The 20,224-nt window shown below is 67.4% G+C and carries 19 protein-coding genes and 2 pseudogenes; 6 read left to right on the top strand and 15 right to left on the bottom strand.

Annotation, left to right across the window (positions count from 1 at the left end):
• The first annotated feature begins 247 nt into the window (after nt 1–247).
• From BJ993_RS24435 to BJ993_RS24420, 4 genes are all read left to right on the top strand, one after another.
• Nucleotides 248–1,672, top strand: a complete 1,425-nt coding sequence (locus BJ993_RS24435; protein ID WP_179652681.1) for an aromatic ring-hydroxylating oxygenase subunit alpha — start codon at nt 248–250, stop codon at nt 1,670–1,672.
• Nucleotides 1,672–2,211, top strand: a complete 540-nt coding sequence (locus BJ993_RS24430; RefSeq protein WP_179652679.1) for an aromatic-ring-hydroxylating dioxygenase subunit beta — start codon at nt 1,672–1,674, stop codon at nt 2,209–2,211. The genes BJ993_RS24435 and BJ993_RS24430 overlap by 1 nt, the downstream gene beginning before the upstream one ends.
• Before the next feature lie 82 nt (nt 2,212–2,293).
• Entirely contained in the window at nt 2,294–2,665 is a 372-nt protein-coding gene (locus BJ993_RS24425; RefSeq protein ID WP_179652677.1) for a non-heme iron oxygenase ferredoxin subunit, read from the top strand.
• A 366-nt stretch (nt 2,666–3,031) separates the two neighbouring features.
• Nucleotides 3,032–4,279 carry an NAD(P)/FAD-dependent oxidoreductase gene (locus BJ993_RS24420; protein WP_179652675.1) on the top strand — a complete coding sequence of 416 codons (1,248 nt, stop codon included), beginning with the start codon at nt 3,032–3,034 and terminating at the stop codon, nt 4,277–4,279.
• On the opposite strand, the gene BJ993_RS26830 is transcribed toward BJ993_RS24420, so the two are convergent.
• Nucleotides 4,247–4,507, bottom strand: coding sequence for a 4-hydroxy-2-oxovalerate aldolase family protein (locus BJ993_RS26830; RefSeq protein ID WP_257027715.1), 261 nt, complete (start codon nt 4,505–4,507; stop codon nt 4,247–4,249). The genes BJ993_RS24420 and BJ993_RS26830 overlap by 33 nt on opposite strands.
• Here BJ993_RS26830 and BJ993_RS24410 point away from each other — a divergent pair.
• Together BJ993_RS24410 and BJ993_RS26785 are read left to right on the top strand one after the other, a co-directional pair.
• Nucleotides 4,479–4,817, top strand: a complete 339-nt coding sequence (locus BJ993_RS24410) for a transposase (protein ID WP_218865366.1) — start codon at nt 4,479–4,481, stop codon at nt 4,815–4,817. The two genes, BJ993_RS26830 and BJ993_RS24410, sit on opposite strands and share 29 nt — an antisense overlap.
• Nucleotides 4,793–5,131 (top strand): annotated as a pseudogene (locus BJ993_RS26785) (IS3 family transposase); the annotation flags it as partial. The gene BJ993_RS24410 and the pseudogene BJ993_RS26785, both read left to right, overlap by 25 nt.
• Here the strand turns inward: BJ993_RS26785 and BJ993_RS26780 are convergent.
• The 14 genes and pseudogenes from BJ993_RS26780 to BJ993_RS26235 all read right to left on the bottom strand — a co-directional run bounded on the left by BJ993_RS26780 (nt 5,048) and on the right by BJ993_RS26235 (nt 20,026).
• Nucleotides 5,048–5,419 carry a transposase gene (locus BJ993_RS26780; protein ID WP_373366973.1) on the bottom strand — a complete coding sequence of 124 codons (372 nt, stop codon included), beginning with the start codon at nt 5,417–5,419 and terminating at the stop codon, nt 5,048–5,050. The pseudogene BJ993_RS26785 and the gene BJ993_RS26780 sit on opposite strands and share 84 nt — an antisense overlap.
• Nucleotides 5,420–5,502: 83 nt before the next feature.
• Nucleotides 5,503–5,983, bottom strand: a pseudogene (locus BJ993_RS24395) (helix-turn-helix domain-containing protein); the annotation flags it as partial.
• Between the two features lie 446 nt (nt 5,984–6,429).
• The gene (locus tag BJ993_RS24390; protein ID WP_179652671.1) at nt 6,430–7,209 is read right to left on the bottom strand and encodes a maleylpyruvate isomerase family mycothiol-dependent enzyme; all 780 of its coding nucleotides are present in this window, start codon (nt 7,207–7,209) and stop codon (nt 6,430–6,432) included.
• Nucleotides 7,206–8,069, bottom strand: a complete 864-nt coding sequence (locus BJ993_RS24385) for a fumarylacetoacetate hydrolase family protein (protein WP_179652669.1) — start codon at nt 8,067–8,069, stop codon at nt 7,206–7,208. The genes BJ993_RS24390 and BJ993_RS24385 overlap by 4 nt, the downstream gene beginning before the upstream one ends.
• Nucleotides 8,066–9,181, bottom strand: a complete 1,116-nt coding sequence (locus tag BJ993_RS24380) for a cupin domain-containing protein (RefSeq protein WP_218865365.1) — start codon at nt 9,179–9,181, stop codon at nt 8,066–8,068. Before BJ993_RS24380 ends, BJ993_RS24385 begins: the two co-directional genes overlap by 4 nt.
• A 49-nt stretch (nt 9,182–9,230) precedes the next feature.
• On the bottom strand, nt 9,231–9,470 hold the full coding sequence (locus tag BJ993_RS26240) for a hypothetical protein (protein WP_257027714.1): 240 nt from the start codon (nt 9,468–9,470) through the stop codon (nt 9,231–9,233).
• A 369-nt stretch (nt 9,471–9,839) separates the two neighbouring features.
• Nucleotides 9,840–11,531 (bottom strand): (2,3-dihydroxybenzoyl)adenylate synthase, encoded by a 1,692-nt coding sequence (locus BJ993_RS24370; RefSeq protein WP_179652667.1) that lies wholly within the window; start codon nt 11,529–11,531, stop codon nt 9,840–9,842.
• Entirely contained in the window at nt 11,531–13,597 is a 2,067-nt protein-coding gene (locus BJ993_RS24365; protein WP_179652665.1) for an acetate--CoA ligase family protein, read from the bottom strand. Before BJ993_RS24365 ends, BJ993_RS24370 begins: the two co-directional genes overlap by 1 nt.
• Nucleotides 13,590–15,215 carry an FAD-dependent monooxygenase gene (locus BJ993_RS24360; protein ID WP_179652663.1) on the bottom strand — a complete coding sequence of 542 codons (1,626 nt, stop codon included), beginning with the start codon at nt 15,213–15,215 and terminating at the stop codon, nt 13,590–13,592. The genes BJ993_RS24365 and BJ993_RS24360 overlap by 8 nt, the downstream gene beginning before the upstream one ends.
• Nucleotides 15,216–15,297: 82 nt before the next feature.
• Nucleotides 15,298–15,636: a PaaX family transcriptional regulator C-terminal domain-containing protein gene (locus tag BJ993_RS24355; protein WP_179652661.1), complete on the bottom strand. Its 339-nt coding sequence runs from the start codon at nt 15,634–15,636 to the stop codon at nt 15,298–15,300.
• A 105-nt stretch (nt 15,637–15,741) separates the two neighbouring features.
• Nucleotides 15,742–16,590, bottom strand: coding sequence for a PaaX family transcriptional regulator (locus tag BJ993_RS24350; protein ID WP_179652659.1), 849 nt, complete (start codon nt 16,588–16,590; stop codon nt 15,742–15,744).
• Between the two features lie 348 nt (nt 16,591–16,938).
• Complete coding sequence (locus BJ993_RS26715; protein ID WP_179652657.1) at nt 16,939–18,147, bottom strand: LuxR C-terminal-related transcriptional regulator; 1,209 nt, start codon at nt 18,145–18,147, stop codon at nt 16,939–16,941.
• Between the two features lie 108 nt (nt 18,148–18,255).
• Nucleotides 18,256–19,098 carry an alpha/beta fold hydrolase gene (locus BJ993_RS24340; protein WP_032492322.1) on the bottom strand — a complete coding sequence of 281 codons (843 nt, stop codon included), beginning with the start codon at nt 19,096–19,098 and terminating at the stop codon, nt 18,256–18,258.
• Between the two features lies 1 nt (nt 19,099).
• Nucleotides 19,100–20,026, bottom strand: coding sequence for a VOC family protein (locus BJ993_RS26235; protein ID WP_179652655.1), 927 nt, complete (start codon nt 20,024–20,026; stop codon nt 19,100–19,102).
• Between the last annotated feature and the right edge of the window lie 198 nt (nt 20,027–20,224).

Genomic DNA, 20,224 nt, shown 5'->3' with positions numbered 1-20,224 from the left:
CCCTTTTGGGGGATATTTGGCCTCACCCGAGGGAGGATTTTCACGACGGCTGCGGTGTGATGTAACACTCACCGCACCAGCCCTCGAACCCGTGAGACGGACTTGATGACGGGACGGAGTTCGGCGGTGGTGTACAGGACGACCAGGTAACCGGGAAGTCCTCTACAGCGCTGACCCCAAGAAATGCAGCGCGTTCGAATCCCCCCGACAAACGAAGTCGCAACTGAAGCTAGGAATGGAGGCAACAATGCTGACTGTGAATGACAGTGGTCAACTGGTGAGCCCGAACGGGCAGACACCTCAGGCACCACCTGTGAATCCCGCCCTGTCGTCTCAGCTCAAGGAACTGTCCGAGAGCGAGGGTGGCCTGCTGGACCGGCGCATGTTTTTCGACCCTGAGATCTACAAGGTTGAACTTGAGCGCGTCTTTGCACGATCATGGTCCTTTCTCTGCCATGAAAGCCAGCTGGCCAAGGCCGGGGACTTCTTCTCGACCTACATCGGCGCCGATGCCGTCGTGGTGACCCGACAGCGCGACGGCTCGATCACCGCGGTGCTCAACTCTTGTCGCCATCGTGGGATGAAGGTCTGCCGCGCCGACTGGGGGAACGCGAAGGCCTTCACCTGCACGTACCACGGTTGGTCGTACAGCACGGATGGCTCGTTGGTGAGCGTGCCCAGCGAGGAATACGCCTACTACAACGAGATCGACAAGTCGAAGTTGGGATTGCTGCGGGTTCCACAGGTGCAGTCCTACAAAGGGCTGGTTTTCGGTTGCTTCGATCCCGAAGCGCCGTCGCTTGTCGACTTCTTGGGCGACATGACCTACTACTTGGACATCCTGCTTGACCGTGTGGATGGCGGCACCGAAGTCATCTCCGGTGTCCACAAGTGGAAGATGCGGGGCAACTGGAAGCTTGCCGCCGAGCAGTTCAGTGGAGACAACTACCACACTATCTCCAGCCATATATCGGTGCTGCTGTCTGAGTTCCCGCCCGAGGCGGCGGACGCCTTCATGAATGTCGACGGGCTCGAGATCAACCCAGCGGAAGGCCATGGTGTTGGTGTTATGTACTCGCCGACCGGAGCGCCGTTCTCGGCGGGGAGCAGCGAGGCGATCCTGCGCTGGCGCGACGAGACGCGCCAGGAGTCCATCAACCGCCTTGGTAAGGAGCGCGTAGAGGGGATGTCCTGGACGCACGCCAACGTGTTCCCCAACTTCTCTTACCTCCACGACAGCTCGGTCCTGCGCGTTTGGATGCCCAAGAGTCCCACCGAGATGGAGGCCTGGTCGTGGTGCATCGTCGACAAGAAGGCTCCGCAGGAGGTGAAGAATGCTTGGCGCACGCAGGCCATCCGACACTTCAGCCCCGGTGGTACTTGGGAACAGGACGACGGCGAGAACTGGAGTTACTGCTCAGGTGCTGGGGGTCAGGAGGGAGTGGTGACCCGACTCTCCAAGTTGCATGTCGAGATGGGAGTGGGACACGAGCGCTCGCATCCGACGCTGCCCGGCAAGGTCAGTCGCACCTACAGTGAGCAGAACCAGCGCAGTCTGTACCGACGCTGGGGCGAGTTCATGGCGGCGGAGTCTTGGAAGGACATCTCCGTGCCGGTGCGTACGGCCGAGGTAATCGACCGAAGCGACATGGCGAAGGCGGGAGAATCCTGATGAGCGTTCTTGAGAATACGAATACAGAGGTTATTGACGTCGCCCGTGCGGTCGAGAAGTTCTACTACAAGGAGGCGCGACTCCTTGACGACAGGCTCTTCACGGAGTGGCTCACATTGTGGGCCGACGATGCCCACCTGTGGGCGCCTCTCCGGTATAACCTGTCTCGGCGGGAGCAGCAGTTCGAGTATTCCGGTGAAGACGACTTCGGATACTTCGACGACGACAAACCGAATCTCGAGAAGCGGGTGCGGGGGTTGGAGACCGGGCAGGCGTGGGCCGAGGATCCCCCGACGCGCACCAGGCGCCTCATTACGAACGTCGAAGTGGAGCCGGACGATTCCGGTGTAGGAGACTACCGGGCCCGGTCCCACTTCCTCGTCTATCGCAACCGCATGGAAGCCGATGTTGACCTGCACGCTGGATGTCGGCGCGACATCCTCCGCCGGACTGCCACGGACGGTCTGCTCATCGCCCGCCGCGAGGTCATCCTAGACAACAACGTGTTGCTGTCTAGGAATCTGAGCATCTTCTTCTGAGAAGCGAAGTCACAGTGACGTTGAATCACACGCAGATAGCCCGCTGCGCGCGGTCAAGTATCAGCAGTTGGCTTCGGGCACGATGACCAACAACGACGTGGAAGTGGAGCTGCCGAACGTCGAGGGCCGCACATGGCGCCGTGCCTGTGCGGCCCACGACGTGCCCGAGGACGAAGGTCTGTGCGTCGGTACGCTGCCGCCCGTCTCGGTGTTTGTAACAGAGGGCGAGTACTTCTGTATCGACGATACGTGCACCCACGAGACCTACTCGTTGGCGGACGGGTGGGTCGCGGACGGTTTCGTCGAATGCGCCCTCCACCTCGCTAAGTTCAACTTGCGCACCGGCGAGCCGCTCGCGCCGCCCGCCACGACGGCTGTGGCCGTCCATCCCGTCGCACTCGTCGACGGGGTCCTTTATGTTGCGCTTCCGAGCGCGTACCTCATCAAGGAGTGAGAGCCGTGGGTTGGCTTCAGGACTACTCGGTCATCGTCACCGGAGCCGGTTCCGGTCTCGGTCGCGCGACATCGTCGAGCGGTATGTCGAGGAGGGCGCTCGCGTCGTCGCCTTCGACCGCTCCGAGGTGAAGCCACACCGACAGAGAGTCAGCCCACAGTTCATTCTAGGTGGCAGCGACGGGTCGGCGAGGAGAGGCTGGATGTCGGGCGGTTACTGACTGGCGCTCCATGGCTCGGGACAGCCCGGGGGCGGCGGTGTCTTGGGAGGCCCTTCGCGCGCGACCCCCACCGGCCATCACACCGAGCCTCACCGAGTCCGAACAACAACCATCATCTCGATCCCCGCCAGGAAGAGGGTGCACCAATGACCGCACCGCACCACGTCATCGTCGGTGGCAGTGCTGCCGGTGTCGCAGCGGCACTAGCCATGCGGAGAAATGGCTTCGAGGGTCGGATCACTCTCGTGGAAGCAGCCTCCGAGGAGCCCTACGAGCGACCGCCTCTGTCGAAGTCTTTCACCGACCTTGACGCGCCGCGTCGGATCCTCCCACCGAGCACGTACGTCGAGGAAGACATCGACCTGCTGCTCGGCATGCCGGTCGCAGCGCTCGATGTCGACCGGAAGGTGGTGCGGTTGCCTGACGGCGAGGGACTCGGGGCGGATGCCGTGCTAGTGGCGACCGGTGTCAACGCTCGGCGTCTGGGAGTTCCGGGAGAATATCTCGAGCATGTCCTGGTGCTGCGTGGCCTGGCGGATGCACGTGCGCTGGCGGCGCGCCTCGACGTGGGCGGTCCTTGGGTGATCGTCGGAGGAGGGTTCATCGGCCTCGAGGCGGCGGCCGTCGCGCGGGGAAGAGGGATCGATGTCACGGTAGTCGAGGCGATGCCGGTGCCGCTGGCCGGCGTGCTGGGCCCTGCCCTTGCAGCCCACGTCCAGCGGATGCACGAGCGTGAGGGGGTGCGGATTCTGGGGGGGCGCACTGTGACCGAGTTCGTGGGGGAGAGGGAGGTCGAGAAGGTCGTCCTGGACGATGGCTCGGTTCTGGATGCGGCCACCGTACTCGTTGGCTGCGGGGTGGAGCCCAACGACGAGCTGGCCCGAGACGCAGGGGTGTACTGCAACGGCGGCATCGTCGCGGACCGTCACGGTCGCACGAGTGTCCCCTGGATCTGGGCGGCCGGCGACGTCGCCACCTTCGTCAGTCCGTTCACCGGGCGTCGCCAGCGCATCGAGCACTGGGACGTCGCCAATCGTCTAGGCACAGTCACCGGAGCCAACATGGTTGGGGTACCGGCAGCCAACACAGATGCGCCGTACTTCTGGTCCGATCAATACGGACATCGGCTCCAGATGTATGGCCGACACCAGCCAGGCGACCAGTTCGTCGTCCGACCTGGCGTGACCACGGCGCAGTTCGTCGCATTCTGGGTCCGCGATGGGCGGGTCACCGCGGCGGCTGCGATCGACTCGCCGAAGGAGTTGCGGGCGACCAAGCCACTGATCGAGGGACGAGTTCCCGTTATGGCATCGGACCTGATCGACCCGGCCGTCTCATTGCGTGCGCTCGGGCGTGTCGCCTCATCCACGAAGCCAGATCGTGATGGCGCATAGGACGATGCCTCCGCTGCCGTCCGTACCCGGGGAGTCGACGTCGTGTCGGGCGGCAACGTTCTCCGCATGCCGCAGGAACGAAGAGTAGACGCCGGCGTACCCGAGGGTGAGCGTCGCCCGGTCCACCCGCACCGGACGGTCCTGCAGCGGCACCGGAGATGGCGGACAACCCCCGAGGTGCTGAGGTCCTGCAAGCAGATTGAGGTTCCCCCCAGACCGTAGAGGCATCGACAATAGGGATTGCGATGTCAGAGAAGCGGAAGAAGTACGAGACCGGGAGTTCCGTGAGGGAGCTGTCCGGATCGTCGAAGAGACCAACAAGCCGATCGCGCAGGTAGCGCGCGACCTCGGTGTGAACGAAGGCACCCTGGGCAACTGGGTGAACCGTGCACGCGAGGCGGCCGAGGGCACTCGTGGGTTGTCGAAGGACGACGTCGAGGAGCTCAAGCGGCTGCGTGCCGAGGTGGCCGAGCTCCGGATGGAGCGTGATGTCCTCAAGCGATCCGTGGTCCTGTGGGTCAAGGAGGCGACGAAGTGAGCGTGGCACGCTTCATCGCCGACCAGAGGACCAACTACCGGGTGCCACACACGGTCGTCTGTGCCCTGCTCGGCGTCAGCGTGGCGTGGTTCTACAAGTGGCTGCGCCGAGCCGAGAGTCCCGGTGCGGTCAACGGTCTGCACACGCCGCGGGAGCGACGCCGCGACACGATCGACCGCGCCGTGAAGGTCGCGTTCGGTAAGGCCCGTGGGCTGCACGGCTCACCGCGGCTAGTCCACGACCTGCGTGACGCGGGCTGGACTGTGTCGGAGAAGACGGTCGCGGACTCGATGCGCCGACAAGGGCTGGTTGCACGGCGGATCAAGCACCGCAGTGGTCACTTGATCCTGCGGTCGAGCTCCGCCGCGGCGAAAAGCCGCCGTCTTCAAAATGTCGTTGGCTCGCCGCAGCTCCTTGACCTCGCGCTCCAGCTCGGTGATCCGCCTTGTCTCGGCCGTCGTGGTGCCCCCGCGTTCGCCGGCGTCGATCTCGGCCTGGGAGACCCAGTTGCGCAACGTCTCCGCGTTGATCCCCAGCTGATCACCTACCCGACGCAGAGCCCCGGACCTCGTCGCCGGATCACGTCGCAGATCGACTGCCATCTTGATCGCTCGCTCCCGAAGCTCCTCGGGATACTTCCTCGGTGCTGCCATGACTCTCATCCTCTCGTGGGATGAGAGCCTCCATCAGACCCGGCACGGGACAGATCAGCGTGCCGGTCGTGCAGTGCTTCGACGTCGGCCCAGACCCGGGTGATGATCGAACCCACGGTGCGCCAGGCAATCCGCATCAGCTCGGTCACCGCGCTCTTGGAGCACTGGGTGGCCAGCCAGGCGACCTGTTCGTCGAAGGCATAGGTGTGCCCGGCCGCGTGCCGGGCCCACGGCACCGCCGCCACCGTCGGCCCATGATCGCGACACCGCACCCGGGGCGCGTCGGCTTCGAGGACCGTCTGGATCGTGCCCAGGTCCAGTGCCCGCCACCGCCGCCAGGCCCTCCCCGCCGTCATACCCAGGCGAGCGCCGTCCGCAACGGCCGCACCGGCCACGGACCCGCTTGCGAGGACGAACGTGAGCGACCAGCCCGGCGTCCTCATCGAACTCGACCTCTTCGATGACAGTCTTCTCGACCCCAAACAGGGCGCGCCATAGGGTGGCGTTCTGCACGCCGTTCTCCGCTCTCTGGTTCCTGTTCTTCGACAGCTCAGAAACCTAGACAGGAAACGGCGTGCTCACGTTTCAGACGCGCTCAACCACCCACGGATACAGCAGAAGAGCCGGAAAAGGGGGGTCCCGGCTCAGTCGCGGAACTGATCCCGCTGACCGTGCCCGAGGTCCGCCGCCTGCTCGCCTACCTCATCTGGAACCGACCGCCCGAGGCCGCCGCCGTCCTGGGTTGGGTCGCACTGGCGTCGACGACATCAAGCCCGCGCCCGCCGCTGCCACTACGCGGCCAGAGGCGCCGTTCCATAGATGCGGCTGTAGTACTAGGTGCTTGCAGCAGCATGACCCACAGGGCCCCAGACAAAAACCTGCTCACCGAAACTGCGCGTAGCGCTGGTCAGTTGGCAGCGAGACCGGTTGCGGCACACACGCGGGCCACCATGGACCGGTCAGAGCCAGCGCGGGATCTCCGGCAGCTCACCGGTCGAGCTGGTGAGCCGGCGCGCGCCGCGGCCGGTGAGCCAGCGGACGAGGTCCGCGGTGGTGCCGCTGACCGTCGGCCCGGCGCCCGCCCCCACCGTGACCTGGCGGTCCCGGTCGGTGGGGGCGAGGACGAGGTCGGCCTTCTCCTCGCGCCGCGCCCACGCCCGGAGGACGTCGGCGAGCAGCTCGTCGAGCAGGTCGGCCGGGAAGTCCCGGAACGAGCCGGCGTTGTCCAGGTCCACGGCGTGGACCCACACCTCGCGGGCGCGCATCCAGGCGGTCTCCCGGGCGGGCACGGTGCGCCCCTGGGCGGTGCGGACCTCGTGGTCCCACTGCTCGTCGGTGAGGTCGCGCCACTCGACGTTCAGGTGGACCTCGGCGTGGGCGAACAGGTTGCGCAGCGCCCGGGCGGGGAGGGTGGCCCCGCGGTCGATCTCGGTGTTGCGCTGGCTGGTCGAGGCGTACATGGGCGTCTCCACGCCCGTGCGCGCCCACCCGCACAGCCTGGTCAGCGCACGGGCGTTGTACCCCACGTGTGCCACCAGGTGCGCCCGGGTCCAGCCGGGCAGCAGGCTCGGCCCGTAGAGCTCCTCGTTGGTCAGCTCGTTGAGCTTCCGGGCGAAGTACGCCGTGCCCGTCCGCGCCCACGCGAGCTCGCGCGCGGGCACGTTCTCGGAGTCGTACCGCGCGCCGGAACCCTGCCGACGCCGGAGCTCCTCGCGGGCCTGCTCCAGCGAGGTGCTCATGCGCCCACCGTGGCGGGGCCTGCTCGGCCCGGCCCGCGACCCTTCTCCGCGACCGCGAGGTTGACGAGCTCGCCGATGCCGTCGATGGACACCGACACCGTCTGGCCCGCGGTGATGTACCGGCCGGGCTTGCGCGCGTGGCCCACGCCGCCGGGAGTCCCGGTGGCGATGATGTCGCCGGGGTTGAGCGTGAAGATCGTCGAGATGTACCGCACGAGCGCCACGGCGTCGAAGACGAGGTCGTCGATGCGGGTGCGCTGCATCTCCTCGCCGTCGAGGCGGGTGACGAGCTCGGCGTCGGCAGGCAGCTCGTCCGGGGTGACGAGCACCGGGCCGACCGGCGTGGAGCTCTCCCACGCCTTGCCCTGGAACCACTGCGGGGTGCGGTACTGGTAGTCGCGCATGGTGATGTCGTTCATCACCGTGTAGCCCGCGATGGCAGCCTTCGCCTGCTCGGCGTCGGCGCGGCGGACGGTCTTCCCGACGACGACGACGAGCTCGCCCTCCCAGTCGATCTTGTCCGACTCCGGCGGGATCTGGATCTCGTCGCGCGGCCCGATGAGGGCCTCGGGGAACTTGGTGAACAGCGTCGGGTACTCGGGGAGCTCGCGGCCCATCTCGAGGATGTGGTTGCGGTAGTTCAGGCCGACGCAGACGATCTTGCCCGGCGACGCCACCACGGGGGCCAGGTCCGCCGTCGCCAGATCGTGCTCGGCGCCGGAGGCCTCGGCCGCGGCGGAGAGGTCGCCGCGGCGCAGCAGGTCCCCGACGTCGGTGAAGCCGGCCAGCTCGACGGCCTTGTCGCCGTCGACGCGGGCGGCAACGGTGCCGGAGATGGTGCGCAGCGTGGTCAACTTCATCGGTCGGTCCCCTCGATGTACGTGCGGTCGAAGTGCAGACGCTCCATGATCGGCGCGTCGGAGAAACGGAACAGGTCGAACTGGGTGTCGCCCTGGAGCGACCACGGCACCCACGAGGGGATGACGAACATGTCGCCGATCTCGAGCTGCTGCTCGGTGCCGTCGATGACGACGGAGCCGGAGCCCTCGAAGACCTGGAAGACGGTCGAGCCGACCTCGCGGCGCGTGGCCGTGACGGCGCCGGCGCGCAGGCGGTGGAACTCCGCCCGGATGGTCGGCATGACGTCCCCGCCGGTGGTGGGATTGACGTAGCGCACCGCGGCGTGGCTTTGCTCGACGGTGGCCGGCTGCCCCTCCTCCTCGAGCAGCAGCTGCTCGGTCAGCGCGCGGTCGGTGAACTCCCACCGGTACGCGCCGATCGGGGAGGAGACGGTGTTCTGCAGAACGGAGAGCGGGCGCAGGCCGGGGTGGCACCACAGGCGCTCGCCGCGGGAGTAGTTCGGCGTCGCGTAGTCCGTCACGCGCTCGGAGCCGAACTCGAAGAAGCCGACGTCGTTCTGGTACGAGAACGGGATGTCGAGGCCGTCGATCCAGGCCATCGGCTTGTCGGTCTCGTTGTGGTGACCGTGGAAGTTCCAGCCCGGCGTCAGCAGGAAGTCGCCGCGGCTCATCCGCACCGGGTCACCGTTGACGACGGTCCACACGCCCTCGCCCTCGACGACGAAGCGGAAGGCGTTCTGGGCGTGCCGGTGCTCCGGCGCGGTCTCCTTCGGGCCGAGATACTGGATGGCGGCCCACAGCGTCGGGGAGACGTAGGCCCTGCCACCCAGGCCCGGGTTCGCCAGGCCGATGGCGCGGCGCTCACCGCCGCGGCCGACGGGCACCAGGTCGCCCGAGCGCTTCGCCAACGGGTAGAGGCTCGACCACTTCCACACGTGCGGCACCGCCTTGGGCGCCGGGTGCATGGGCATAAGGTCGTCGATCTGGGTCCACAGCGGGACCATGTGGTTCGCCTCGAATCCGGCGTAGAGCTCGCGCAGCTCGGGAGTGTCCTCCGGCTGCATCGCGTTCTCGATGTCGCCGTGCTCCAGCGGCTCTTCGGTGGTGGTCATCGTCTGATCCTTTCGACGTGTGAACGTGCTGGTGGCAGTTCGGTCACCGTCAGCCGGTGACTCTTGCTTCGCGGATGGGCACGGCATCGTGCGAGCCGAAGGGCAGCGCCGGGCGGTCCGCCTCGGAGGCTGTGAGAGGAATGACCTCCTCGAGCCGCTCGCGCGAGAGGACAGCTAGTTCGTGGTACATCCGGGTGCCGTTCGCCTTCCATTCCAACTCGGTATCGGAGAGTTCGCGGACTACGTGAGCCGGGGAGCCGAGCACCAGGTGTGCGGCGGGAACCTGCATCTCCGCAGGCACAAGCGAGCCCGCCAGGACGAAGGCGCGCGCCGATGCGTGTACCGTCCAGCAGAACTACGCCGATCCCGATGAGCGCCCCGGCCTCCACTGTGCACCCGTGGAGCACGGCAGCGTGTCCCACGTGCGCGTCTTCGCCGAGCACCGTGGTGCGGTTGGGGAAGGTGTGCACGACGCACCCGTCCTGCACGTTCGACCCCGGCCCGAGCACGATGCCGCCGAGGTCGGCCCGCAGGGACGGGTGCGGACCGACGTAGCAGCCCGGCCCGACCACCACGTCACCGATCAGCACCGCGCTTGGGTGGACGTACGCTGTCGGATCGATGACTGGGGTGACCCCGGCGAACGTGTACGCCGGCATCAAAGGCTCGCGCGGATGCCAAGTCCGGCAGCGAGACGCTCGGCGATGTCCGTGCGGAGCGCCTTCTTGTTGATCTTGCCGACCTTCGTGGTGGGCAGCTCGTCGGTGACCTCGAGGTGCTCCGGCCACTTGTACCGGGCCACCCCGGCGGTCTCCATTGCCGCGTGGACCTCCTGGAGGGTGAGGGTCGCGCCGTCGTGCGGGACGACGTACACGCACACCCGCTCGCCGAGGACGTCGTCGGGCATGGCGACGGCGGCCACGAGCCGGGCGGCCGCGAACTGGTAGACGAGGTTCTCGACCTCCTCCGCGGAGATCTTCTCCCCGCCGCGGTTGATCATGTCCTTGTCGCGGCCCTCGACGATGAGGTTGCCCATCTCGTCCGTGCGGCAGATGTCTCCGGAGCGGTACCAGCCGTCGGTGGTGAAGGCGCGGGCGTTCTGCTCCTCGGCGCGGTAGTAGCCGCGCAGCGTGTACGGGCCCTGGGTGATGAGCGAGCCGTGGGTGCCGCGGGGGACGGGGTTGTCGTGCTCGTCGACGAGGAGGACCTGGTCGGCGGGTGACATGGGGCGGCCCTGGGTGGTGAAGATGACCTCCTCGAGGTCGTCCAGGCGGGTGTAGTTCAGCAGCCCCTCGGCCATGCCGAACACCTGCTGGAGCGTGCAGCCGAGCGTGCCGGGGACGCGGCGGGCGACCTCGTCGGCCAGCCGGGAGCCGCCGACCTGCAGCACCCGCAGGGACGCGAGCTGGCCGGTGGGGTTGGCCGCCTGCTCGTCGAGCCACCGCTTGGCGATGGCGGGGACGACGGCGGTGTGGGTCACGCCCTCGCGCTCGATGGTGGCGAACGCCCGTGCCAGCGAGGGGCTGGGCAGCATGACGACCGTCCCGCCCACGAGCAGGGTGCCGAGCACGCCCGGGCAGGCGAGCGGGAAGTTGTGCGTCACCGGGATGCTCACGAGGTAGACGGTGTCGGCGTCGAAGCCGCAGATCTTCGTGGACTCCTTGGCGTTGTAGGCGTAGTCGTCGTGCGAGCGGGGGATGAGCTTGGGGATGCCGGTGGTGCCGCCGGAGAGCAGGAAGAGGGCGACGTCGGAGGTCGCGGGCTCCTCCGCGTCCCACCGGGCGCGGTGGGACGCGGCCTCGGCGTCGTCGGCCGGCGCCGCGCACAGGGCGCGCAGGTCGACGGACCCCTCGGCGACGTGTTCGCCGGCGACGAGCAGGTAGCGCAGGCCAGGGTTCTCGGCGGCGAGCTCGAGTGCGAGCCGCTGGTGGTCGAAGTCCTTGACGACGTCCGGCACCGCGACCGCGACGGCCTCGGCGTGGGCGACGAAGTAGGACATCTCGTGGCGCCGGTGCCCGGGCAGGGCCATCACTGGCACGATCCCGGCCCGGAAGCAGGCCAGGGTGAGCACGACGAACTCCCACCCGTTGGGCAGCTGGACCACGATGCGGTCACCCGCGGCGATGCCGAGGTCGCGCAGCCGGGAGGCGGCGGCGTCGGCCCGGGCGACGAGCTGGGCGTAGGTCAGCCGCACCTCGCCGTCGACCACGGCGACGTCGTCCGCGTGGGCGTCGGCGGCGGTCCAGAGGTGGTGGCCCAGGCTCTTGCCCTCCCAGTACCCGGCGGCGGTGAACCGCTCGACCAGCTCGGCGGGCCAGGGGACGATTCCTTCGGAGATGGGGCGAACCATCACGACTCCTTCGTGGTGACGACAGCGTCGAGGGCGACGAGCCCGTCCGCGGTGACCCGCAGCGGGTTGATCTCGACGTCCGCCAGGTGCGGGGCGTCGAGGAGGAGGGTGCCTAGCGCGCTGACGAGGTCGGCGAGCTCGGACCGGTCGAGGGCGGGCGAGCCGCGGAAGCCTTCCAGGAGGGCGCGCCCGGCCAGGTCCTCGGGCATGGTGGCGGCCTCGGCGGGGGAGAGTGGCGCGACGCGGAGGCTGACGTCGGCGAGCGCCTCCGCCACGGTGCCGCCGAGCCCGAGCAGGACGACCGGGCCGAAGACGGGGTCCCTGCGCGCGCCGAGGATCAGGTCGACGCCGGCCGGGGCCATGGCCTCGACGAGGAACCGGTCCGCGCCGGCGGACCGCAGCCCGGCGAGGGCCTCGTCCAGCCCCTCGTGGCTGCGCACGCCCAGGCGGACGCCGCCGATCTCGGTCTTGTGCAGCACGGCGGCGTCGAGGAGCTTGACGGCGACGGGGCCGCCGAGCTCGTCCAGGGCCGCGTGCGCCTCGGCGTCTGAGCCGCAGGCGCGGCGCGGCATGGTGCGCACGCCGAGCTGCGCGACCAGGCTCTTGGCCTGGTCCTCGTCCCACGAGGTCCGCTCCGCAGGTACCGGCGTCCCGTTCTCGCCGGTACCTGCCGGTCGGGCGGTCGCGGCGCTGCGTGCCAGGCCGTGCTGGCGGCGGGCGTCCTCGACCAGCGCGGCGACGCCGGTGGCCAGCGCTGTCGGGGCGCCGTACGCGGCGACGCCGTTCTCGTGAAGGCGTCGGCGGATCTCGCGGACCTCGTCCGGCGCGCCGCCGAGGCCGACGAGCGTTGGCACGGTCGTGCCGGCGGAGGCGGCCGGGACGGTGGCGGCCAGGTCGATGCTGTCCGGCTCGGTGAGGGCGTAGGTGGCGACGGCGTCCACGGCCGGGTCGGCGGCGACGGTCTCGAGGACGGCGCCGAACGTCTCGGCCGGGCGGCCGGTGTCCACGGGGTTGAGCTGGTAGGTCAGCGGGGGCAGGAGCTCCCCGAGCTGCGCCACCGTCGCGTCGCCCAGCGTCGGCACAGCCACGCCGTGGCCGCGGAGGCTGTCCATGAGCATCAGACCGGGCCCCGCCTGCGCCGTCACGATGCCCACGCCCGGGTCGGCCGCCGGGGCGAGGCGGGTGTGGGAGAGCGCGGCGACGGCGTCGACGAGCTGCTGCTCGTCGTCCATCAGGACCGCGCCGGCCTGGCGCAGCGCCGCCCGCGTGGTCCGCCAGGACGTGGCCAGGGCGCCGGTGTGGGACTGGGCGAACTCGGCGACGTCGTTGCGGCCCACCACGAGGGCGACCACGGGCACCCGCTGGGTCAGCGCCCGCACGGAGTCCACGAGGCGCCGTCCGTCCGCGACCGACTCCACGTGCAGCGCGACCACGCGGGTGGCGTCGTCTTCACGGAGGTGGTCGAGGACGTCGGGGGCGGTGACGTCCGTGGCGTTGCCCAGCCCGAGGGCGAGGCTGACGCCCAGGCCGGCCTCGGCGAGGAGAAAGGACAGGGCGTGGTTGATCCCGCCGGAGGCCGCGACGACGGCGACCCCGCCGGCGGGCACGTCCGCGGCCGCCGGGACGAAGCTCGCGGTGAGCTTCTGGGCGGGGGAGAAGAACCCCGAGGTGTTCGGCCCGAGGAGTCGCACGCCGGTGCGGCGGACGGCCTCGAGCAGGGCCGCCTGGTGGACGGCGCCCTGCTCGCCGGACTCGGCGAACCCACCGGCGCAGACGAGGGCGGCCTTGGTGCCGGCCGCGGCGGCGTCCTCGACGGCGGAGGCGCAGGCGGCGGCGGGCACGCACAGGATCGCGAGGTCCATCGGGGCGCCGAGGGCCTGCGAGGCCGCCGCGACGGAGGCGTGCAGCCCTGCGTCGGGGTCGGGGTTGCGCGAGTTGACGAGCCCGAGGGCGCCGTCGAAGCTGCGCAGGGAGCGGGCCATGACGGCGCCGAGCTTCGCGCCGGAGCGCGAGGCGCCGACGACGGCGACGCCGCGCGGGGAGAAGAGGGGTCGCAGGTCAGACACCGGTGCCTCCCGCGTTCGCGACGAGGTCGGCCCGGCCGGAGAGCACCAGGGTGGCGGCGCGGTCCTCGTCGGCCTGCTCCTCCACCAGGGCGACCGGCAGGCCAGCGGCGAGGCGGACCTCCTCGGCGAGCAGGACCCGGGTGAGCGGCGTCCCGCCGTGCACCGCGACGAGCGCGGGTCGCTCGGCGCGGCAGGCCGCCACCGCGGCCGCGGCGCCGGTTACGCCGTCCTCCGTCTCCGGGGCCGTGAGCCACAGCGCCCACGGCTCGTCCTTGCCCGGCGCGCTGCCGCCCTCGACGGCGCGCCCGCCGTCTAGGGCGGTGGGGCACTCGGCGAGCGGGACCGCGGCGCCGCCGTCGTCGGTCACGAACCGACGCCCGTCGCGCTCGACGATCCGCACGGTGCGGCCCGGGAAGGTCACCTCGCCCAGGTCGAGCGGGGTGCTGAGCGGGTCGTTGCCGTGGCGCTCGCGCCAGGCGGCGTCGACGGCGGCGATGAAGTCGGGGTCGCGCCGGGCGATCTTGGCGCGGCCGATGGACCGGCTCATGAAGTGGAAGGCGAACTGCGTGGGGTCGAACGCGGCGTGGTAGCGGCCGAAGTGCTCCCACCAGGACAGGCTCGGCCGGGCCGAGCCCTGGATCTTCTCCACCGAGGGGCGGGCCGCCGCCTCGTACGCGGCCAGGGCCTGCTCGACGTCGTCGTGCTCGGCCACGGCGAGGGCGAGCTCGATCGCGTCCTCCATCGCCATCTTGGTGCCGGAGCCCACCGAGAAGTGCGCGGTGTGCGCGGAGTCGCCGAGGAGGGCCAGCCTGCCGGCGTGCCAGGACGCGGCCCGGCGGGTGCGGAAGTTGCCCCAGCGGGAGTTGTTGACCAGCAGCGGCTGCCCGTCGATCTCGTCGGCGAAGAGCTCCTCGAGGTACTTGCGGCTCTTCTCGTCGCTCGGTCCCGGGGGTTGGGTGACGTCGAACTTGTCGAGGCCGGCGCGGCGCCAGGTCTCCTCGTCGGTCTCGACGATGAAGGTGCTGACGTCCTCCGAGATGGGGTAGCCGTGGACGGCGAAGACGCCGTGCGGGCCCTCCTTGTGGACGAACGTCAGCCCGTCGAACATGTACGAGGTCCCGAACCAGATGAACTTCGCGCTCGCCTCGACCGCGGTCGGCCGGAACGTGTCGGCGCAACGCTCGCGGGCGCGGGAGTTCGCGCCGTCGGAGGCCACCACGAGGTCGTGGTCCGCGAGCACGTCGTCGACGTCCACCTCGGTCTCGAACCGCAGGTCCGCGCCCTCGGCCCGGGCGCGCTCCTGCAGGAGCAGCAGCAGCGTCTTGCGGGAGATGGCGGCCATCCCGTTGCCGCCCACCGTGATCCGCTCACCCTTGAGCCGGACCTCGAGGTCCTCCCAATGCGTGCCGTGCTCGCGCAGCGCGTCGATGAGCACCGGGTCGGCGTCGTTGATCTTCTTCAGGGTCGCGTCCGAGAAGACGACGCCGAAGCCGTAGGTGTCGTCGGCGCGGTTGCGCTCGTAGACGGTCACCCGGGCGTCCGGCCGGCGCTGCTTGATGAGCGTCGCGGCGAACAGCCCGCCGGGACCACCGCCGATGCAGGCTACAGAGAGCGACATGGAATCTCCTACGCGTTCACGTCATCGTGGCCACCATGTGGCTAGCCAGGCCGGCCAGTCTGCGACATTTGGCAGACGGGCGTCAAATAGTTGAAGCGGACATCTGCACTGGTTCCTCACGTCGAGTTCCGGTTATGGAGTCAATGGCTCGCTCTGCCGCAGGGAGCAAGAGTTCGGACGCCTCTTTGAACAACTGATGGGCATCGTGGCCGCACCAACGGGCGGGCAACAGTTCCAGCGGCAGACCAGGGTCGCGGAAGGGGAACTTCCGCCACTCGTGGAAGAGCTCGATGCGTGTCACCAGTGCCTCGTCCGGCGCGAGCCGGCCCGAACGGTACCGGGGCAACTGGGCACGGAAGCGCTCGAGGAACGCCTGGTAGTCGGCGTTGAGGGCGTCGAGGTCCCAACAACGCTCAGCCATGTCGCGGTCCGCCGGCAGCCCCTCAGATTAGAACTCCTAGACAACGTGCGCCCGTTAATTACCGGCGACCCGGACTACGAGTGTGATACATATGCCTAGCGGTCGTCAAGGAGATGAACCAATATTATCGTCGTCGACATCCCGTTCCCTGGTCCTCCCGGTGACCTCGATGATGGCCTGTTCGGCTCCCGGCCGCAGGCACTCAATCGCCTCTAGGAAGAGGTCGTATGCGTCGTGGCCGTGCCAGTGAGCCGGCAGCAGTTCGACGGGCAGGCCAGGGTCCCGGAACGGGAACCTCCGCCACTCCTGAAGAAGTTCGGTCCGCGTCACGAGCGCTTCCAGCGGCGGCACGCGTCCATCGCGATAGCGTGGAAGCTCTGCCCGATACTGCGTGAGGAAAGCCAGGTAGTCCTCGTTGAGCGAGTGAAGATCCCAGCATCGTTCGGCAATGTCCCGATCCCACGACAGCCCCTTAGATTGCGCGCGCAGGAGATCCAGGCGAACGTCGGGGGAGAGTGCGAACTTCTCCTCTACGGAGGCCAGCCGGTCATGGGGAGACGCCCAGGTCGCTGCTGCAAGAGGCCCGAACCCGAGCCACGCCAACTCCTTGCGCAGTTCCTCACGGCTGGCCCTCGCCGACTCCGGAACGTAGTAGATCACCATGTGCCACCAGCCGTCCCACTCGGCGCGTGGGTCCGCGAAGATCCGCTCCCGGCCTTCGTTGAGGAGCCCCCAACTGCGCTCGTTCAGTGCGTAGATCACCTCTCGCCCATCGACACCGGGGCGTGTATCGAACCAGCCCTCTTTTCTCAATCGCAACATCACCACTCGAGCGGTCGAGGCGCCGACGCCGAAGGGGGCGAGCAGCGCGACGATGTCACACAGCCGCGCCTCCCCACCCCGATAGCGCAGGTACTCACCGAAGAGATCGAACGCGACGGACCGGGGTTTCATCACAGTTCTGCTCGGACTTTCTGGGACAGGGGCCGCATCCAAGGTGCGGAAGGCATGGTCATTCGGGCTCAATGCGCTGCGCGTATGTCATACGCATGTTCGTATGTGAAATCCCAGTATCCACTGTGCCACCGGCCTGCTTTGGTTAACTTCGGGTCGCGGCAATGGCCCGATAGCGTCTCAGCAAGGCCAGGCTCGTCCACTGCCAGGGGAGTGAGCTGTTTGCAGAGCCAAGGAATCCCGCATACGGCCACCAAGAAGGTCTGAGGGGCTCGCCCACGGGCAATTTCCCACTTTTGTTCGTGCGTATCCATGTGCGCCTCGAACCCGATGGTTCACCACCAGTACTCATGCCAGCCATTTGGCGACTGCCTCGGCCCGATTGCGCGCATGCAACTTCCGGAGAATCTGCTTGACGTGCGACTTCACCGTCTCGTCTGTGACGAATAGCCGCGCCGCTATTGCTGAATTCGTCTCGCCGGCGGCCATGAGCCGTAACACCTCGCTCTCGCGCGTTGACAGCGACGAGGCGGGCGCAAACCGGACCGCCTGCCGCGGATACGTGTCCAACTGAGAGCGCATGAAGCTGTTCGCTCTTCCGACTCCACCGGCGGGTGGCGGCATTGTAATATCCGCGTATCCGTCGGCGGCACCCGTTGCGGTGTCGCTGAGGCTCGCCAGTCCTGACTGGATCACCCCGAGCCTGTCTAAGAGGGCGTTTCTCTGCCACAGGTGCGAGACCGATCGGGCTGCCTGAGTGAGCAACCGCCGATCAGGTTCACCGACGTAGCGACGCTGGAAGTAGCGATCCGCATGTATGAACCCGACCACGAGGCCCTTCTGCAAGATGGGTGCAGCCACATAAGAATGGACCCTAGAGACGTCAGCGAGGGGCCGATGGATGCGCTCATCAGTTGAGGCCGCGGTCACACAGATCGCCTTCTTTCCCCGTACCATGACCGACTCGAACAATGAAGACACCTTTTGAGGATGAGCGCCGCCGACACGTAGTATCTCGGTTGCCCACGCTTCGTCCGTGGGGATACAGACTGCATTGGTGAACCACATGCCGTCCTGCAGGGTCGATGCGATCGCCCGGTCGAACCCGAGGCCGCAGACCACCTCCGTAGCACGCTGGAGGAGTGCTTCCGTTGACTCGGTGTTTTCCAACTCCGACATAGTTTGTTGGAAAAAGTCCGATGCGCGTTCACGCTCGCGTGCCTGCGCCTCGCGGAGCCGAGCCTCAACGTTTCTGACCCTGCCGAGAACTTCAAGAAGTTTCCTTCTCGACTCGACTCCCGCGTCTGGCTGCCCTGCGTCGATCGCCCCGATCGCCAGTTGCCATACACGCGACAATGCCGCCGTGGCTGTCCGGACGTCTACAACCTCGTCGACGTCGGGATCAGCCAGCTGCAGCACCAGGAACTGCATGGCGCGGACCGTGTCACGAACCTCCTGCAACACCTCCAATTGAACCGGGCATCCAGGGAGCGACCACGGTTCACCCAGCTCGTTCAGGCGCCCCACCGAGATACTGGAGGTTGCCGCCTCACTCACGGTATCCGACTCCTTACTCCGCATGGATCCGAGGCCAGCCCCAAGGCTGGGCCTTCCGAAGGCAAGCACTGGGAGGGTGCTTCATAGGTGCATGAAAACCGGGAATTCTCAATTGTGAAGTACGAAGTCGGTCACCAGCCTGTTGAACTCGGCAGCGTGCTCGACCTGCGCCCAGTGGCCGCACCGGTTGATCAGTGCGACACGGGAGTTGGCGATGCTTGCGCAAAGCATGAGCGACGTCTCAAATGACACCACTCGGTCATCACGACCATGAATAAGTAGAGTCGGCGCCGTGATGCCACGGACGGTATTCATATCCGCCCAGATGGGGATGGGCGCCCGAGGCAGCCCCGCGACGACGTTCTCCAGGTGATCCGGGCGCAACAGTGCTGCATCCGACCGCGCCTGGCACAGCTCAGGCGTCGCAAAAGTGGCGGAGTCAAAGACCATGATCTCAACGAGGCGACGCATGTTCTCCGGACTGGGCGCCCGGTACGCCTCGTACATCACTTTCAGCCCTTCGGACGGACCATCGCCAGCACCGAAGAGGATTGGCCGCATGGTCGCTGGCGGACCCATCGTGATCAGGTGCGACACGCGACCCGGCTGCTCGGCAGCCAGTCTGATAGACGTGTGGCCGCCCATGGAATTCCCGACGAAGGCAGCCTTCTCGATGCCAAGGGCATCCAGGAACTGCACTGCCGCCTCAACATGGTCAACCTCATCGAAGGAGACTGCGTCGGACTCGCCCCAACCGGGCATATCCACGGCAAAGACGTGAAAACTCTCAGCGAGTGCCTCGATATTCGAGGCATAATTGCTCCAGCCGGTGGCACCCGGGCCGCCTCCGTGCAGAAGCACCACCGGATGTCCCTCGCCAGCCTCGTAATAGTGGATGTTCCAGTTCTTCGTTTTCACGTCGCGAGCGATATCGCTCGGGCGAAGAGTCACCTCAGTGCACCTCGTCCGTTGCCGTGTGCGCGAGTTGCTCGGCCAGAACCTGGGGTGGACGGTGCCCCCATGAGTGCAGGCGGTCGAGAGTCTTGACTTCCCAGGTCTCGTCGTCGATCAGGAGGGCGCCCCAACCGTACTCCACGTTGAATCCAGACGGTGTCCGTACGTAGAAACTGAACATTCTGTCATTTGGGTGCATGCCTAGTGTCATCTCGAACGGCTGTCTGGCGTCTAGACAACGGTCATAGGCAAGACCTACGTCACGGATGTCGCTAACCTCGAGCATGAAGTGATGCGCGACCTTCGGAAACGGAAGATTTCCGAAGGCGACCGTGTGGTGGCGCGGGTTGCAGTGCAGAAAGATTAGATCCGCGACGATGCCCGGCGCCACTTCCTCGACGATGATATCGCTGATCTTGAAACCCAGCAGGTCAACGTAGAAGGCGAGGTATTCCTCGCGGCTAACATCACCTGTCAATAGCACTTGGTGGCCGGCGCCTCCGTTGCCCGTGACGAAGCTACCTAGGAGCTTCGTGGACTCGAAGGGAGTTTCGGCGTCTGCGAAGCCGCTGACGAGCTCAACTCGGTTTCCCATCGGGTCGGTGGTGACGAAGATCCGGTCCACCTTGCGATCGGCGGCAAGGGCAGCATCTCCTTCTGTCACCTCGAAGCCAGCACTACCAAGGCCCTGAACAATCGCGTCGAGTTCGGGCTCGCTCGCGACCTCGTAACCGCTCACCACGAGGTCATCAGCCGCGCCTGCCTCCACTACCCAGCGGTGGGCCTTGTGGTCGGTACGCAGCGTAAAGCCGCTGGTCGTCTTCTCGCCGAACTGCATCCCGAGTAGATCGACGCCGAAGTGCTCCCACGCCGCCAGGTCCGAGACCTCATATCCGACGTAGGCGAGTTCCTTCACTTTGCTCACGGGCCTCCCCTTTCTCTGGTCGACCCCTAGGCGGGGCCGTCGTCATGTGTGCAAAACCACTGTTGCATATGTATGACGATGTGACAACGGTCGTCGCCCAGGTGCTGCGAAGTTCGGAAGCCCCTGACGGGCAGGACCGCGCACTTCGTAGCGTGAAGCGGATGTCGGGCGGATGCCGTCCCAGTAGTACTGGTGGAC

It is taken from the genome of Nocardioides aromaticivorans, assembly GCF_013408525.1.
GTDB classification, from domain to species: Bacteria; Actinomycetota; Actinomycetes; order Propionibacteriales; family Nocardioidaceae; genus Nocardioides; species Nocardioides aromaticivorans.
The sequence above is the reverse complement of the archived record's forward strand: the minus strand, read 5'-3'. Positions and strand labels throughout refer to the sequence as shown.